Source organism: Pseudomonas sp. IT-P4, from assembly GCF_949767755.1.
In the GTDB taxonomy this organism is placed as follows: Bacteria; Pseudomonadota; Gammaproteobacteria; order Pseudomonadales; family Pseudomonadaceae; genus Aquipseudomonas; species Aquipseudomonas monachiensis.
This window is the reverse complement of record NZ_CATKPX010000027.1, coordinates 1-14696: the sequence shown is the minus strand read 5'-3', so window position 1 is coordinate 14696 and position 14696 is coordinate 1. Positions and strand designations below refer to the sequence as shown.

Annotated in this window: 12 protein-coding genes; 6 read left to right on the top strand and 6 right to left on the bottom strand. The window is 63.5% G+C overall.

The genetic code is table 11. The annotated features are described in order from the left end of the window. Window positions 1-110 precede the first annotated feature (110 nt). The 4 genes from ACM6IT_RS10890 to ACM6IT_RS10875 all read left to right on the top strand — a co-directional run bounded on the left by ACM6IT_RS10890 (window position 111) and on the right by ACM6IT_RS10875 (window position 4776). Window positions 111-581, top strand: coding sequence for an SRPBCC domain-containing protein (locus ACM6IT_RS10890; protein WP_414917970.1), 471 nt, complete (start codon window positions 111-113; stop codon window positions 579-581). Next, entirely contained in the window at window positions 496-1590 is a 1095-nt protein-coding gene (gene cysD / locus ACM6IT_RS10885; RefSeq protein WP_414917969.1) for a sulfate adenylyltransferase subunit CysD, read from the top strand. The genes ACM6IT_RS10890 and cysD overlap by 86 nt, the downstream gene beginning before the upstream one ends. After that, window positions 1590-3482, top strand: a complete 1893-nt coding sequence (cysN, locus tag ACM6IT_RS10880; protein ID WP_414917968.1) for a sulfate adenylyltransferase subunit CysN — start codon at window positions 1590-1592, stop codon at window positions 3480-3482. Before cysD ends, cysN begins: the two co-directional genes overlap by 1 nt. Window positions 3483-3603: 121 nt before the next feature. Then, a complete protein-coding gene (locus ACM6IT_RS10875) occupies window positions 3604-4776 on the top strand; it encodes a helix-turn-helix transcriptional regulator (RefSeq protein WP_056722886.1) in 1173 nt (390 codons plus the stop codon). A gap of 50 nt (window positions 4777-4826) precedes the next feature. On the opposite strand, the gene ACM6IT_RS10870 is transcribed toward ACM6IT_RS10875, so the two are convergent. The 5 genes from ACM6IT_RS10870 to ACM6IT_RS10850 form a co-directional block, all read right to left on the bottom strand. Then, complete coding sequence (locus tag ACM6IT_RS10870; protein WP_414917967.1) at window positions 4827-5279, bottom strand: VOC family protein; 453 nt, start codon at window positions 5277-5279, stop codon at window positions 4827-4829. Between the two features lie 139 nt (window positions 5280-5418). Then, window positions 5419-6660: a thiolase family protein gene (locus ACM6IT_RS10865; protein ID WP_414918007.1), complete on the bottom strand. Its 1242-nt coding sequence runs from the start codon at window positions 6658-6660 to the stop codon at window positions 5419-5421. Between the two features lie 8 nt (window positions 6661-6668). Next, on the bottom strand, window positions 6669-8552 hold the full coding sequence (locus tag ACM6IT_RS10860; RefSeq protein ID WP_414917966.1) for a feruloyl-CoA synthase: 1884 nt from the start codon (window positions 8550-8552) through the stop codon (window positions 6669-6671). Window positions 8553-8642: 90 nt separating this feature from the next. Next, entirely contained in the window at window positions 8643-10091 is a 1449-nt protein-coding gene (locus ACM6IT_RS10855) for an aldehyde dehydrogenase (RefSeq protein WP_414917965.1), read from the bottom strand. Window positions 10092-10174: 83 nt separating this feature from the next. Further along, window positions 10175-11005, bottom strand: coding sequence for a p-hydroxycinnamoyl CoA hydratase/lyase (locus tag ACM6IT_RS10850; protein ID WP_414917964.1), 831 nt, complete (start codon window positions 11003-11005; stop codon window positions 10175-10177). Window positions 11006-11219: 214 nt separating this feature from the next. On the opposite strand from ACM6IT_RS10850, the gene ACM6IT_RS10845 reads away from it, so the two are divergent. Next, complete coding sequence (locus ACM6IT_RS10845) at window positions 11220-11708, top strand: MarR family winged helix-turn-helix transcriptional regulator (protein ID WP_056722902.1); 489 nt, start codon at window positions 11220-11222, stop codon at window positions 11706-11708. 60 nt (window positions 11709-11768) lie between these two features. Here the strand turns inward: ACM6IT_RS10845 and ACM6IT_RS10840 are convergent, their stop codons facing one another. Beyond that, entirely contained in the window at window positions 11769-13076 is a 1308-nt protein-coding gene (locus ACM6IT_RS10840) for an OprD family porin (RefSeq protein ID WP_414918006.1), read from the bottom strand. Window positions 13077-13421: 345 nt separating this feature from the next. On the opposite strand from ACM6IT_RS10840, the gene mhpT reads away from it, so the two are divergent. Continuing rightward, the gene (gene mhpT / locus ACM6IT_RS10835) at window positions 13422-14639 is read left to right on the top strand and encodes a 3-(3-hydroxy-phenyl)propionate transporter MhpT (protein ID WP_056722906.1); all 1218 of its coding nucleotides are present in this window, start codon (window positions 13422-13424) and stop codon (window positions 14637-14639) included. Window positions 14640-14696: the final 57 nt, after the last annotated feature.

The following is a 14696-nucleotide window of genomic DNA, read 5'->3' as shown; positions in this document are numbered from 1 at the left end:
GTCCGGGCGGACGAGGAGCCGACGGGTACAAGCGGTGAGGATCGCGCCTGAGCCCAGGGCTCACTGGCGCCACCGTCCGTGGCGCGCAGTCATCCTCACAGGAGCCACCCATGAGCGCAGAAAAAAACCTGGTCCGTTCGCTGACCGTGGACATCGCCGCCCCGGCCGAACTGGTCTGGGCAATCCTCATCGACCTGCCCGCCTACCCGCAGTGGAACCCCTACACGGTCAAGGTCGAGTCGAGCCTGGTGCTCGGCGATCCGGTCAACCTGTTCCTGCCCAATCCGGGGCGCCCGGGTGAACTGCTGCACGTGATCGAGTACCTGGCGGACTTCGAGCCCCACCGGCTGCTCGCCTGGGAGATGTATGCCAACGCCGGCAATCCCGACGCGGCCCGTCGCGAGCAACACATCGAGCACACCGGAACGGCCAGTTGCCGCTACCACACCACCGACCAGTTCCTCGGCGCCACCGCCGACCAGGTCATGACCGACCATGGCGCTTGGGTCAAGCAAGGGTTCGATGCCGTTGCCCATGCCCTCAAGGTCCGTGCCGAGACGCTGTACGCGTCCGTCGCGTGATCTTCAACCGCCGGCGCTTCTTCGTCCGAGCAGACGAAGAGGCACCGGCGGTGCTTTACCTACCGTGGTGTTCAGCCGGCACCCATCCCGGCAGAACACGAGGAGGTATCCGATGTTGACTCATCTGCAATGGCTGGAAGCGGAAAGCATCCAGATCATCCGCGAAGTGGTGGCCGAGTGTGAGAACCCGGTGATGCTCTACTCCATCGGCAAGGACAGCGCGGTCATGCTGCACCTGGCGATGAAAGCCTTCGCCCCGGGCAAGCCGCCCTTCCCCCTGCTGCACGTGGACACCACCTGGAAGTTTCGCGAAATGATCGCCTTTCGCGACCAGACCGCCGAACGCCTGGGCCTGGAACTGCTGGTGCACATCAACCCCGAAGGCGTGGAAAAGGCCATCGATCCCTTCATCCACGGCTCGGCCGTGCACACCGATGTGTGGAAGACCCAGGGCCTCAAGCAGGCCCTGGACCACTACGGTTTCGATGCCGCGTTCGGCGGTGCCCGGCGCGACGAAGAAAAGTCGCGGGCCAAGGAGCGGGTGTTTTCCCTGCGCTCCGAGCAGCACCGCTGGGACCCCAAGCAGCAACGCCCGGAGCTCTGGCGCCTGTACAACACCCGCAAGCGCAAAGGTGAAAGCCTGCGGGTGTTCCCCCTGTCGAACTGGACCGAGCTGGATATCTGGCAATACATCTACCTGGAACAGATCCCCATCGTGCCTTTGTACTTCGCCAAGGAGCGCCCGGTGGTGCGCCGTGACGGCACGCTGATCATGGTCGACGACGAGCGCTTTCCGCTGCTGCCGGGAGAAACCCCGGAACTGCGCAAGGTGCGCTTCCGCACCCTGGGCTGCTACCCGTTGACCGGCGCCATCGACAGTGACGCCGACAACCTGCCGGCGATCATCGGCGAGATGCTGGTCAGCCGCACCTCGGAACGCCAGGGCCGCCTGATCGACAGCGATTCGGCGGGCTCCATGGAGAAGAAGAAACAAGAGGGGTATTTCTGATGAACGCGATCACCGATGCACGCAATGGCGACCTGACGCCCTACCTGCAACAACAGCAGAACAAGCAACTGCTGCGCTTCATCACCTGTGGCAGTGTCGACGACGGCAAGAGCACCCTGATCGGCCGCCTGCTGTACGAATCCAAGGTGCTGTTCGAGGACCAGTTGGGCCAGCTCGAAGCCGACTCGAAAAAGCTCGGTACCCAGGGTGACGAACTGGATTTCGCCCTGCTGGTGGACGGCCTGAGCGCCGAGCGCGAGCAAGGCATCACCATCGATGTGGCTTACCGTTTTTTTGCCACCGACAAGCGCAAGTTCATCGTCGCTGACACACCCGGCCACGAACAGTACACCCGCAACATGGTCACCGGCGCGTCCACCGCCGACCTGGCGGTGATCCTCATCGACGCCCGCCAGGGCTTGCTGACCCAGACCCGCCGACACAGTTACCTGGTGTCGCTGCTGGGTATTCGCAAGGTGGTGGTGGCGATCAACAAGCTCGACTTGGTGGACTATTCCCAGGCATTGTTCGAGCGCATCGAAGCCGAGTATCGCGCCTTCGCCGCGCAGATCGGCCTGCTGGATATCCAGTGCATCCCGCTGTCGGCACTGCGCGGTGACAACATGCTCCAGGCCAGCCCCAACACGCCCTGGTACCAGGGCCCGAGTCTGCTCGCCTACCTTGAAGACGTACCGCTGGAGCAGGACCGGCAGAGCAATGCGGCGTTCCGTTTGCCGGTGCAGTGGGTGAACCGGCCGAACCTGGATTTTCGTGGCTATTGCGGCAACGTCGTGGCCGGCAGCGTGAGCGTCGGCGAGCGTATCCGCGTGCTGCCCTCGGGCCAGCAGAGCGAGATCACCGGTATCCTGGGCAGCGCCGGGGAGCAGCAGCAAGCCCTGTGCGGCCAGGCCGTGACCCTGACCCTCAAGGACGAGATCGACATCAGCCGCGGCGATGTGATCGCCCTGGCCGACGCCCCGCCGGCGGTGGCCGACCAGTTCGAAGCGACCCTGGTCTGGATGGACGAACAGCCCCTGTTGCCGGGCCGCCCGTACCTGATGAAAATCGGTTACCGCACCGTTGGCATGAGCTGCGCCAACCTCAAGCACCGGGTCGATATGAACAGCCTCGAGCATCTGGCGGCCAAGACCCTGGAACTGAATGGCATTGGCGTGTGCAACCTGCACCTGGACCGGCCGATCGCCTTCGATGCCTATGCCGACAACCGCGACACCGGAGGCTTTATCGTCATCGACCGCCTGAGCAATCGCACGGTCGGCGCCGGCATGCTGCACTTCGCCTTGCGCCGTGCGCAGAACGTGCACTGGCAGGCCATCGACGTCAACCGCGAGGCCCACGCCGCGCTCAAGGGCCAATCGCCGCGGGTGCTGTGGTTTACCGGTTTGTCCGGCGCGGGCAAGTCGACCATCGCCAACCTGGTCGAACGCAAGCTGCATGCCCTGGGCCGGCACACCTACCTGCTCGACGGCGATAACGTGCGCCACGGCCTGAACCGCGACCTGGGCTTTACCGAAGCCGACCGGGTGGAAAACATCCGACGGGTTTCGGAGGTGGCCAGGCTGATGCTCGATGCCGGGCTGATCACCCTGGTCTCGTTCATCTCGCCGTTCCGTGCCGAGCGTGACATGGCCCGCAGCCTGGCAGGCGACGGCAACTTCCTCGAGATCTTCATCGATGCGCCGCTGGCCCTGGCCGAGCAGCGCGACCCCAAGGGCCTGTACCTCAAGGCCCGGCGCGGTGAGCTGAAAAACTTCACTGGCATCGACTCACCCTACGAGCCGCCGGTGGCGCCGGACATCCACATCGACACCCAGTTCGAGTCCGCCGAAGCCGCCGCCGAACGCATCGTCGAAGCCCTGCTGGCGCTGTAACGGCTACCGGGCGCAGCCTGCCCCTTGGGCATGCGCTGCACCCCTAGGCCAAACGGACGATTTTGCTGTCGTAACCCCGGTCGATACTCGCCCATGACAACACGCAGCCAAAGAGGCGCGCATGACCCTGCCCTTTTCCACCTGCCCGGACCTGCACGCCAGCATCGACATCCCCTCTGCCGAGCTCAGCAGCCTGCTCGGGCTGGTCTACCACGGCACGCTGGAGCCAACGCCCTGGGCCAGTTTGCTCGAAGCCCTGCGCCAGCGCTTCGCCGTCAGCTTCTTCACCCTGGTGCTGCGCAACCCCGACCATGAACGCCCCGGGCTGATCGTCAATGCCTCGGTGCATGGCGCGCTGTTGCCCGGCGAGCCCTCCTACAGCGAGCACTTCTATTCGATCTGCCCGTTCCTCGACTGGCCCGCGGACCAGGTGGCCAGTGCCGACCAGGTGCTGGGCACGGAGGCCTGGCTGGCCCATGATTTCTACCGCAACTACCTGCAGCCCCTGGACCTGCGCGATGTGCTGGTGGCCAACATGCGCACCGCCGCCGGCATGCACTGCGCGCTGTTCGCCTGCCGCGACCACGCCAGCGAAGCCTTCACCCCGGCGCAGCTCAACCTGATCCGCCTGTTGTTGCCGCACCTGCAACAGGCGGTGGACCTGCACTCGGCGGTGGATCAACTGGATGCCGAACGCCAGCTCTACGCGGCCACCATCGACCGCCTGATGGTGGGCACGGCCATCCTCGACGAGAACGGCCGGATGATGCGCTGCAACCGTGCCGCCCAGCGCCTGTTCGACAGCCATGACGGCCTGGAGTGCAAGCACGACAAGCTCTGTGCCTTCGCCAACCATGAGAACCGCACACTGCAGCAGGCCATCCAGGCGGTGCTGAAACAGCGCCCGCGGGGCCTCGACGACCTGCAAGTCCTGACCCTGTCGCGGCCCAGCGGCGAGATGCCGCTGAACTTGCTGCTGCGCCCGATTGCCATGAACTACCAGACCCACAACAGCGCCCGACGCCCCGCAGTGGTGGTATTCATCCGCGATCCCGCCGACTCGCCCCAAGCCTCCCGAGACCTGCTGCGCAGCCTGTTTCAGCTGACCCGCACGGAAACCGAAGTGGCCATGCTGGTCATGGACGGCCAGACCCTCGACGAGACGGCCGAGGCACTCGGGGTTTCGCGCAACACCGTGCGCGCCCACCTGCGCGGAGTGTTCGCCAAGACCGGCGCCACGCGCCAGGCGCAACTGGTCAAGACCTTGCTCAATAGCGTGGCGTCGTTGGGGTAGCGGACAGCGGCGGATGTTTCAGGCACAGGGGCGACCGTCCAGCGATGTGCTCATCGAGAAGCGTGCTGCCCCAGCTCCTGGGCCAGACCGATGAGAATGCCTTCGGGTCCCCGTATGTAGCAGAGGCGATACGCATCTTCGTATCGGGTCACTTTGCCAACGAGCTCCGCGCCGCGTTTCTGGAGCCTGGCAAGCGTATCGTCGATGTCCTCCACTGTGAACATGACGCGCAGATAACCGAGGGCGTTCACCGGGGCGTTGCGGTGATCGGCGACCACAGGTGGTGCGATAAATCGGGATAACTCGAGCCGGCTGTGACCGTCCGGCGTACGCATCATGGCAATCTCGACGCGCATGTCACGCAATCCAGTGACGCCATCTGCCCAGTCGCCTTCGATGGGCGCGCGCCCCTCGAACTCGAGGCCAAGTTCGGTGAAGAAATCGATGGCAGCGTCGAGGTCCTCTACAACGATGCCGATGTTGTCCATACGCTTGACCGTCATGATGTCTCCTTGCCGTCCAACGTTGTCGCCGAACACCTAGCTTGGCATTGTCGGGCAAGACGACAAAACAAACTGACCAGCGGATACCCACGCTCTATAGGCACTGGACAACACAGGCTGTCCGCCAGCCGAAGAAGTCTCAAGCACGCCAGTCGGGGTTCTCGATCAATAGCGCCATGCCCTGCCCGCCGCCAACACAGGCCGCGGCGACGCCGTAACGCAGATTGTGCTCACGCAGTTGTCGGGCCAGGGTCAGCACCAGACGCAAGCCGCTGGCGGCCAAGGGGTGGCCAAGCGCCAACGAACCGCCCTGGACGTTCAGACGCGAAGGGTCCAGCTCCAGTTCCTGAGCCACCGCCAGGACCTGGGCGGCCTGGGCTTCGTTGATTTCAAAGCGACCGATCTGCTCCAGGTTCAGGCCGCTGCGTTGCAACAGCAGGCGAATCGCCGGTGCCGGACCGATGCCCATGAACTCCGGCGCCACCCCGACCACCGCGCTGGCCCGCAGCAAGGCCAAGGGTATATCCCGACAGGCCGAAGCGCGCCCGACCAGGGCAGCCGCCGCGCCATCAACCACCGCACAACTGTTGCCGGCGGTTTGCACCCCGCCTTCGTGCACGCTGCGCAACCGGGCCAACGCCGCGATGTCACCGGGTCGTGGGTGGCTGTCCTGACTCACCGTGGCGACACCGCGTGACAGGCGGATGCCCCGTGGCTGATAGCCTTGCAGTTCGAACACCTGATGCCCCACGGCAACGATCTCGGGTGCCAGCCACCCCGCTTGTTGTGCCGCAAACGCCCGCTGATGACTGGCACAGGCGTAGGCGTCCACCGCTTCGCGACTCAGCCCATAACGCCGCGCCAGGTTGTCGGCGGTGGTGATCATGTCCACCCCGGGGGCCGGGTCGTACAAGGCTTCCCAGAGAAAATCCTTGAACTGCACTTGCGCGCCAAGGCGGAAGCCACCTCGATGGGTATAGGCCGCAATCGGATTGCGCGACATCGATTCGGTGGCCACGCACAGAGCCAATTGCACGCCGTCATCCAATTGCCTGGCGGCCTGGCGCAGCAGTTCGAAACCGGTGGCGCAGATGCGCTGCACCCCCAGTGCCGGTACCGACTGCGCCACGCCGCTGTAGAGGCCAAGGTGCCGTGGCAGCAGGTAGGCATCGAAGCTGGCCTGGGCCATGGAGCCCGCCAGCACGCTGTCGACCGCCAGCGGATCGACTTGCGCGCGCGCCAGTACTTCGCGCCCGACCTTGATGCCCAGGTCGATCGGCGACACCTCGGCCAACGCCCCGCCGAGGTCCACCCACGGCGTGCGCACCGCATCGAAAATCGCCGCATCGGTAAAGGCCGAGTACTGCCCGCCGGTGTTCAGGACTTCGCTCACGACTTCGCCCCGGCACGCAGGATGGCCGGATCGAGCCCGCGATACAGCGCCTCGACCTGCTCCGCGCGCCACTGCAATACCGCACGCTGATTGATCGAGCCCTTGTCGGTGATTTCACCCCGGTCGATAGACGCCGGCTCGTCGAGCAAGGCGATCCATTCCAGGCGACTGGCATTGCCCGTGGCGTCGCGATTGAGTCGCTGCAACCAGCCGGCAAACCATTCGCGCACCGGCGCGCTGGCCAACACCTCGGTGTCACTGGCACTGGCCGCCAACCCTGATAGCCGTCGACATTCGAACATCCGCGCAAACACCAACGCGCCCAGGCATTCGCGATCCGGCGCGGTCACCACCAGGTCCTGGACATAGGGCGAACCTTCGAGCACCGCACGACTGCGCAAGGGCCCGACGCTGACAAACACGCCGGATGACAATTTGAAATCTTCGGCGATACGCCCGTCGAACATCAGCCCCAATTGCGGATCACGCGGGTCGGCGAGCTTGAGCGCATCGCCGGAACAGTAGAAGCCCTGCGGGTCGAACGCATCGAGCGTCTGCTGCGGTGACCGCCAGTAGCCGGGCATGATGTGCGGCCCACGAAAGCGCCCTTCCAGCTTGCCGTCCACCGGCACCAGGCGCACCTCGCAACCGGGCGCCGGCAAGCCGACATAACCGGCCATGGACAACGGCCCGGTGGTGAAGGTGCAGGACGGTGAAGCCTCGGTCATGCCGAGCCCGGCCATCATGCGGATACGCTCGCCGCAGTGCTGTTCGCTGATCCGGTCGAGGCGGTCCCAGACGCTTTGCGACAGACCGGCCGCAGCAAAGAAAAACAGGCTGATGCGCTTGAAAAAGATCTCCCGCAGCTCCGCGTCCTGCTCCAGTGCCGAGGTCAGTTCCTCCCAGCCCTTGGGCACGGTCAGGTAGGCGGTGGGCGACACTTCCTTGAGGTTACGCAGGGTCTGCGCGACCCCCTGCGCCGTGGGCTTGCCGTCGTCCAGGTAAAAGCTGCCACCGTTGTAGAGCACGATGCCGACGTTATGGCTGCCGCCGAAGGTGTGGTTCCATGGCAGCCAGTCCACCAGCACCGGCGGTTCTTCACCGAACACCGGAAACGTCTGCAATAGCATCTGTTGGTTAGAGCACAGCATGCGCTGGGTGGTGATCACCGCCTTGGGCAGTTTGGTCGAGCCGGAGGTGAACAGGAACTTGGCGATGCTGTCCGGCCCCGTGCCGGCAAACGCGGCTTCGGCCTCGGCCCCGCCCGGCTGCTCAAGCAGGCTGGCAAAGCTGACCTGGTTACGCCCGGCGATTTGGCCACGGACGGTGATCAATGGCGTTTGGGCCGGCAGCACCGCCTCGATGGCGCGTTGGTAGGCCGCGGCGTCACTGACAAACACCAGGCCGGGCTGCAGCAGCTCGCAGACGTGACGCAGCTTGGCGAAATCCTGGGACAACAGCGAGTAGGCCGGCGATACCGGGCAGTAGGGAATGCCCGCGTACAGGGCACCGAACGCCAGTTGCAAATGTTCGATGTCGTTGCCCGAAAGCAGCACCAACGGTTTCTCTGCGCACAGCCCGTAACTCAGTAAGCGCTGGGCAATGGCGCGAACGCTGTCGAGCATCTCGGCATAGCTGACCCGGCGCCACTCACCGTCGGCCTGGCGGGCGGCAATGAAAGTCTGCTCGGGACGCACCCGGGCCCAATGCACCAGGCGGTCAAGCAGGCGCGGCGGATACTCGGCCAATGGCTCCAGGGAACGCATGTGCAATGCGCCCTGCCGCTCTGTCACCTCGACCGCGGCGCGACCGATGGACACGTGGCGGTAGCGCGGCGCGCCGGCCTCGGTGTGGGGTTGCGATCTGAATTCGGAACTCACGTGCTTGTTCTCCATCAAGGCACGCTACCACCAAGCCGCACGAATGGGCATGGTGGTAGCTGCAGCCTTTTTTATTGTTATTTCTGCGGTTCAGATCGGGTAATGCCGTGGTCCATGCTGCAAGGTGACCCAGCGCAACTGAGTGAAATGCTCGATGGATGCCTTGCCGCCAAAGCTGCCGTAGCCGCTGGACTTGACCCCGCCGAAGGGCATTTGCGCTTCGTCGTGCACGGTCGGGCCATTGATATGGCAGATGCCCGACTCGACCCGTTGGGCCAGCGCCAGGGCACGCCCGGTATCACGGCTGAAGATCGCCGCCGACAACCCGAACTCGGAATCGTTGGCCAGACGCAACAACGCTTCATCGCCATCACCACGCAACAACACCGCTACCGGGCCGAAGGACTCTTCGCGGTACAGGCGCATGCTCTCGTTGACACCATCGAGCAGGGTCGGCTGCAAAATGCTGCCTTCCAGTTGCCCGCCAATCACCAGCCGCGCGCCCTTGGCGACGGCATCATCGATCAGCGACTTGATGCGCGTGCCGGCACTGGCATCGACCAGCGAACCGAGCACTGAATCCGTCGCCGCAGGATCACCGGCGCGCAAGGTCTCGACCTTGGCCGCCAGTTTGGCGACGAAGGCATCGGCAACCTTGGCATCGACGATCAGCCGTTCAGTGGACATGCAGATCTGGCCCTGATTGAAATACGCGCCAAAGGCTGCCGCCGCCACCGCTGCATCCAGGTCGGCATCATCGAGCACCAGCAACGGCGCCTTGCCGCCCAGCTCCAGCAGCGCCGGTTTGAGGTGACGCGCCGAGAGCTCACCAACGATGCGCCCGACATGGGTCGAACCGGTGAAGTTGACCCGCCGCACCGCCGGGTTGGCGATCAGCCGCTCGACAATCGCCGGGGCATCGGCCGGGGCATTACTGATGACGTTGACCACGCCATCGCCCAATCCGGCATCCTGCAAGACCTGGCCGATCAGGCGGTGTACCGCCGGGCTCAGCTCCGAAGCCTTGAGCACCACGGTATTGCCGCACGCCAGCGGCATGGCGATGGCGCGGGTGGCGAGAATCACCGGGGCGTTCCACGGGGCAATGCCCAACACCACACCGCAGGGTTGGCGCAGGGCCATGGCAAAACTGCCCGGCACATCCGAAGGGATGACTTCGCCATTGATCTGGGTGGTCATCGACGCCGCTTCACGCAGCATGTTGGCCGCCAGCCGCACGTTGAAACCGTACCAGTTGGCCATGGCCCCGGTTTCGCCAGCCGCAGCAATGAACTCGTCGCTGCGCGCCTGCAACTGCTCGGCGGCCTTGAGCAAACGGGTGCGACGTTCATTGGGCGCCAGGGCGGCCCAGGCGGGAAACGCTGCCTGGGCCGCAGCCACCGCGGCATCGGCATCTTCCAGGGTGGCGGCGGCTACCCGCGATACCACTTCACCGGTCACCGGGTTGCGGCGTTCGAAGGTCCGACCGTCGCGGGCAGGCAGCGACTGGCCGCCAATCAGCAGGGGCACGTCCAGCATGGTGATTCCTCTTTATTGTCTTTATCGGGAATACAGTCGAGCGATACAGAGCGCCGGGGCGGACATGCACCCGGCGATCAGTCTCAGCGTTTGTAGGCCTGCAGACCGGGCTTGATGCTCTTGTCGTCGAGGAACTGCTTCATGCCCTGTTCGCGGCCACCTTCGGTGTCGAGCAGGCGCGACTGGTCGAGCTTGGCGTACAGGTAGTCTTCGTTCTGCTCCCAGGTCAGCTCGCGGCAGCGCTTGAAGCCATGCTTGGCCGCACGCAGCACCACCGGGTTTTTCTCCAGCAGGTTGCGCGCCAGATCCACGGTGACTTCACGCAGTTGCGCCAGGGGCACGCTTTCGTTGACCAGGCCCATCTCGGCGGCTTTCTGCCCATCGAAGGTCTTGCCGGTCATGATGTAGTACAGCGATTGACGGTGGCCCACGGTGTCGGCCATGGCCTTGCTCACCAGGTTGCCCGGCGGGATGCCCCAGTTGATTTCCGAGAGGCCGAAGGTTGCTTCATCGGCGCAGATCGCCAGGTCACAGGCCACCAGCGGACTGAAGCCGCCACCGAAGCACCAGCCGTTGACCATGGCGATGGTTGGCTTGGCGTACATGCGCAGCAGTTTCCATTGCCATTGCGAGGCTTCGCGGCGGATTTTTTCCTGGAGGATCTCCGGGCCCGCGTCCACTTCGCGAAAGTACTCCTTGAGGTCCATGCCCGCGGTCCAGGCGTCACCAGCACCGGTCAGCACCAACACGCCGGCCGCCGGGTCCTGCTCCAGGGTTTCCAGCACATCGATCATTTCCCGGTTGAGCGTCGGGCTCATGGCGTTGCGTTTTTCCGGGCGATTGAGGATGACCCAGGCGATGCCTTCTTCGATCTCGACCTTGACGGTTGTCCAGCGACCTTCGTAATTGCTCATGGCGATGCTCTCTTGTTCTTGGCTTGAAGATGACTGGAAATTAAAGGAGCGATTTAGTTATGTCAATTAACCATTAATCGAATTAACCATTTTTTTATCCACCCGCAAATATCCTTCCACCCCATCGCTGTGAACGACGGGCATAGCTATCAGCGGCCAACCCCGGCAAACTAGATACACTTGTTAACCTCCACCTCTTCAGGATTCACCCGCAATGGCCAAGCCCTCTCCCCTCGCCGACCAGAGCGAGTCCCCTTCCGCCACCGCCGAGCTGCAGGCACCGCTGGATTCGGCACTGGATGACCTGATCGGCTACGCGATGCGGCGCGCCCAACTCAAACTGTTCCAGAACCTGATCGGTCGCCTGTCAGCCCACGACCTGCGCCCCGCGCAGTTCTCGGCCCTGGCGATCATCGACCAGAATCCGGGGCTGATGCAGGCCGACCTGGCTCGGGCCCTGGCCATCGAGCCGCCGCAGGTGGTGCCGCTGCTCAATAAACTGGAAAGCCGCGCGCTGGCGGTGCGGGTGCGTTGCAAGCCGGACAAACGCTCCTACGGGATCTTCCTGAGCAAGACCGGCGAAACTTTGCTCAAGGAGCTCAAGCAAATCGCCGCGCAAAGCGATTTCGACTCCACGTCAGCGCTGACCGGCGGGGAACGCGAAGAACTGCTGCGCCTGCTCAAGAAGGTTTATCAGGACTGAACGCGTTATGCCGGCACACCCCCGAGGGGTGGCCGGCCAGGAACATCGAGCAACTTGGCGTTACCAGATCGGCAAGGTGTAGAGCACCTGGAACCGGGTCTGGTTTTCGTCACGAAAGGCTGTACCGCTCGGGAAGTCGTTGCGATAGATCGCCTTGCGCGCCAACAGCCCGACGTTTTTCAGCGGACCGCTCTGAATCACATAACCCAGTTCCATCTGGAATTCGCGCTCTTTGCGGTCCTCGGCGTTGAAGGCGGCCAGCTCAATGTTGTCGCCGCGCACGTAACGCAACCTTCCCTTCAAGCCGGGCACCCCGGACGCGACGAAGTCGTAGTCATAGATCGCTTGCCAGGTGCGCTCCTTGGCGTTGAGAAAATCCGAAGCCATGGTCTGTTCGCTCATGCCCATCAACTCCGTGCCGGAGATGTAGGGCGTCGCCGTGTCGCCGCTGGAATACATGTAGCCGAGGCTCACACGGTGCCCGCCGAGGCGGTAGCCGAACAATGCCGAGAGGTTGCGGTTGTCCACCTCACCCGCTTTGGCGGCGCCATCCTCACGGCTGAAAAAACTGCGCAAGTCACTGGTGAACACACCGTCGCCGAGCGGCAGGTTGTGCAGCAGCGCCAGGGTGTCCTGTTGGTACAGCTCGGCCACCTCCGCATGGTAGGCGCGCAGACTGAGTTCTTTGTTGACCTGATAATCGCCCCCCACGTACGCCAGATGCGAGGTCGTGGCGGCGCCGTTGAATCGCCGGTTTGGCGTGGCGATACTCATGGCCTGATAGTCCGTGGAATCGCGCTTGTTGATGCGGTCGATGTAGCCGGTGTTGAGGGTCAGGCCATCGAAATCTTTGGAACTGAGGGTCGTGCCGCGAAAGGTCTGTGGCAACAGTCGCGATGGGCTGGCGAAAGCGAACGGCAGGAAAATCGAGACATCGCCGCTCTTTACCGTGGATTGGGCAAATCTCAGTTTGGCTGTCGGGGCGAGCCGTGAATATTCATCCGCCGCGCGCTTGTCGCTGGCCGACACCGGCAACAACTCGGTGCCGCTGCGATGCGGCGCGGAATCGAGCTTGACCCCCAGCAACCCGCGAACGTCCAGACCGAAACCCACAACCCCTTCGGTAAACCCCGACTCCATGCCAAGGATGAACCCCTGGGCCCACTCCCGCGCAGCAGACTTGGCCCCGCCATCCTTGTAGTCACGGTCCATGTAGTAATTGCGCAGGGTCAAGTTTGCGTGACTGTCCTCGATAAACCCCTCGGCCCGCAGCTCAGAGGGCAGAACGCTGACGCCTAGCAGTGCCACGACCCACCCTGGATGGACACTGCAGACGCAGGGAAGTGACGCTACGGAACCGCTGTTCATAGGGCGTTTTGGCATGTTCGATGTCCACTTTTTATTGTTGTTCGTGGGTGCCGGATCCGCACGGGACTGCCGGCTTCACGACCAGAGAATGGAAACAGCCAAGGGTCGCCGTCAATCGCAGATGACCGATAATCGAACATTAATATTATTATCTATTTTCACATAATCATCTGAATGCATTCTTAATAGACTGTTTTTAAACACTTTATTTGTGTTTTTTACAATTTTCAGGACGGTGTTCTTTTTTTAGTTATCTTTGTTATCTTAATCACCAGCGGTCAGCGACGGCACCCCAAACACATGGCGGGCTCGACTGCATAACAAAAACAACAATGAGGTTCACCCATGGACAGTCCATCGCGTCGCTCGACGCTGACAATCGCTTTGTGCTTTATCGTTGCGCTGATCGAGGGGTTCGATCTGCAGGCTGCCGGCACCGCTGCCGCGGGATTGCGCCAGAGCTTTGCCCTGGACCCGAAGATGATGGGCTGGGTGTTCAGCGCCGGGATCATCGGCCTGCTGCCGGGTGCGTTTTTTGGCGGCTGGGTGGCCGATCGTATCGGCCGCAAGAAAATCCTCGTCGGCGCCGTGCTGCTGTTCGGTGTCTTCTCGCTCTGCACCGCCTATGTCGAGAACTACTCCAGCCTGCTGCTGGTGCGCTTCATGACCGGCCTGGGCCTGGGTGCCGCCCTGCCCAACCTGATTGCCTTGTGTGCCGAGGCCGTGAGCGAGCGCCATCGCGGTACCGCCATCAGCGTCATGTACTGCGGCGTGCCCTTGGGCGGCGCGCTGGCGGCCGTGGTGGCGATGTTTTCCAGTGAGCACTGGCAAACCACCTTCATCATCGGCGGTCTGACGCCCTTGCTCGTAGTGCCGCTGATGGCCCTGCTGCTGCCCGAATCCACCGCGTTCCGCCAGCAACACATCACGACCAGCAGCTCACGCTCGTCTACCGCCCAGGCGCTGTTCGGCGAAGGACGCGCACGCTGCACGCTGGCCTTGTGGTTGAGCTACTTCTTCACCCTGACCGTGATGTACATGCTGCTCAACTGGCTGCCTTCACTGTTGCTGGAACAGGGTTTCACCAAGCCCCAGGCAGGCATGGTGCAGATGCTGTTCAACATCGGCGGCGCCATTGGTTCGCTGCTCGGCGGGGTGATGCTGGACCGCTGCAACGGCCTGAAAGTGGTCCTGTTCGTGTACGCCGGGGTGTTGGCGGCGCTGGCCGGGGTCGGCCTGTCGGTGGGTATCGTGCCAATGGCCATCGCCGGGTTTGCCGTCGGGTTGTTCGTCATGGCCGCACAGCTGGTGCTGTATGCACTGGCGCCCCCTTCCTACCCGACATCGGTGCGCGCCACCGGAGTCGGCGCGGCCGTGGCCATCGGCCGGCTCGGCTCGGTGGCAGGCCCCCTGGCCGCCGGCCAGATCCTTGCCGCCGGTGCCGGCACCACGGGCGTGCTGCTGGCAACGTCACCAGGGCTGGTGATCGCCGCGCTGTCGATCCTGACCGTGATCGCCCGCAACGGAGCGACCACCGAGTCTCAACCGCAAGCGGCAAACTGAGCTCCGTAACCCGGGTCGCAGAAATGAAAATGCCCGGCAATTGGCCGGGCATTTTTT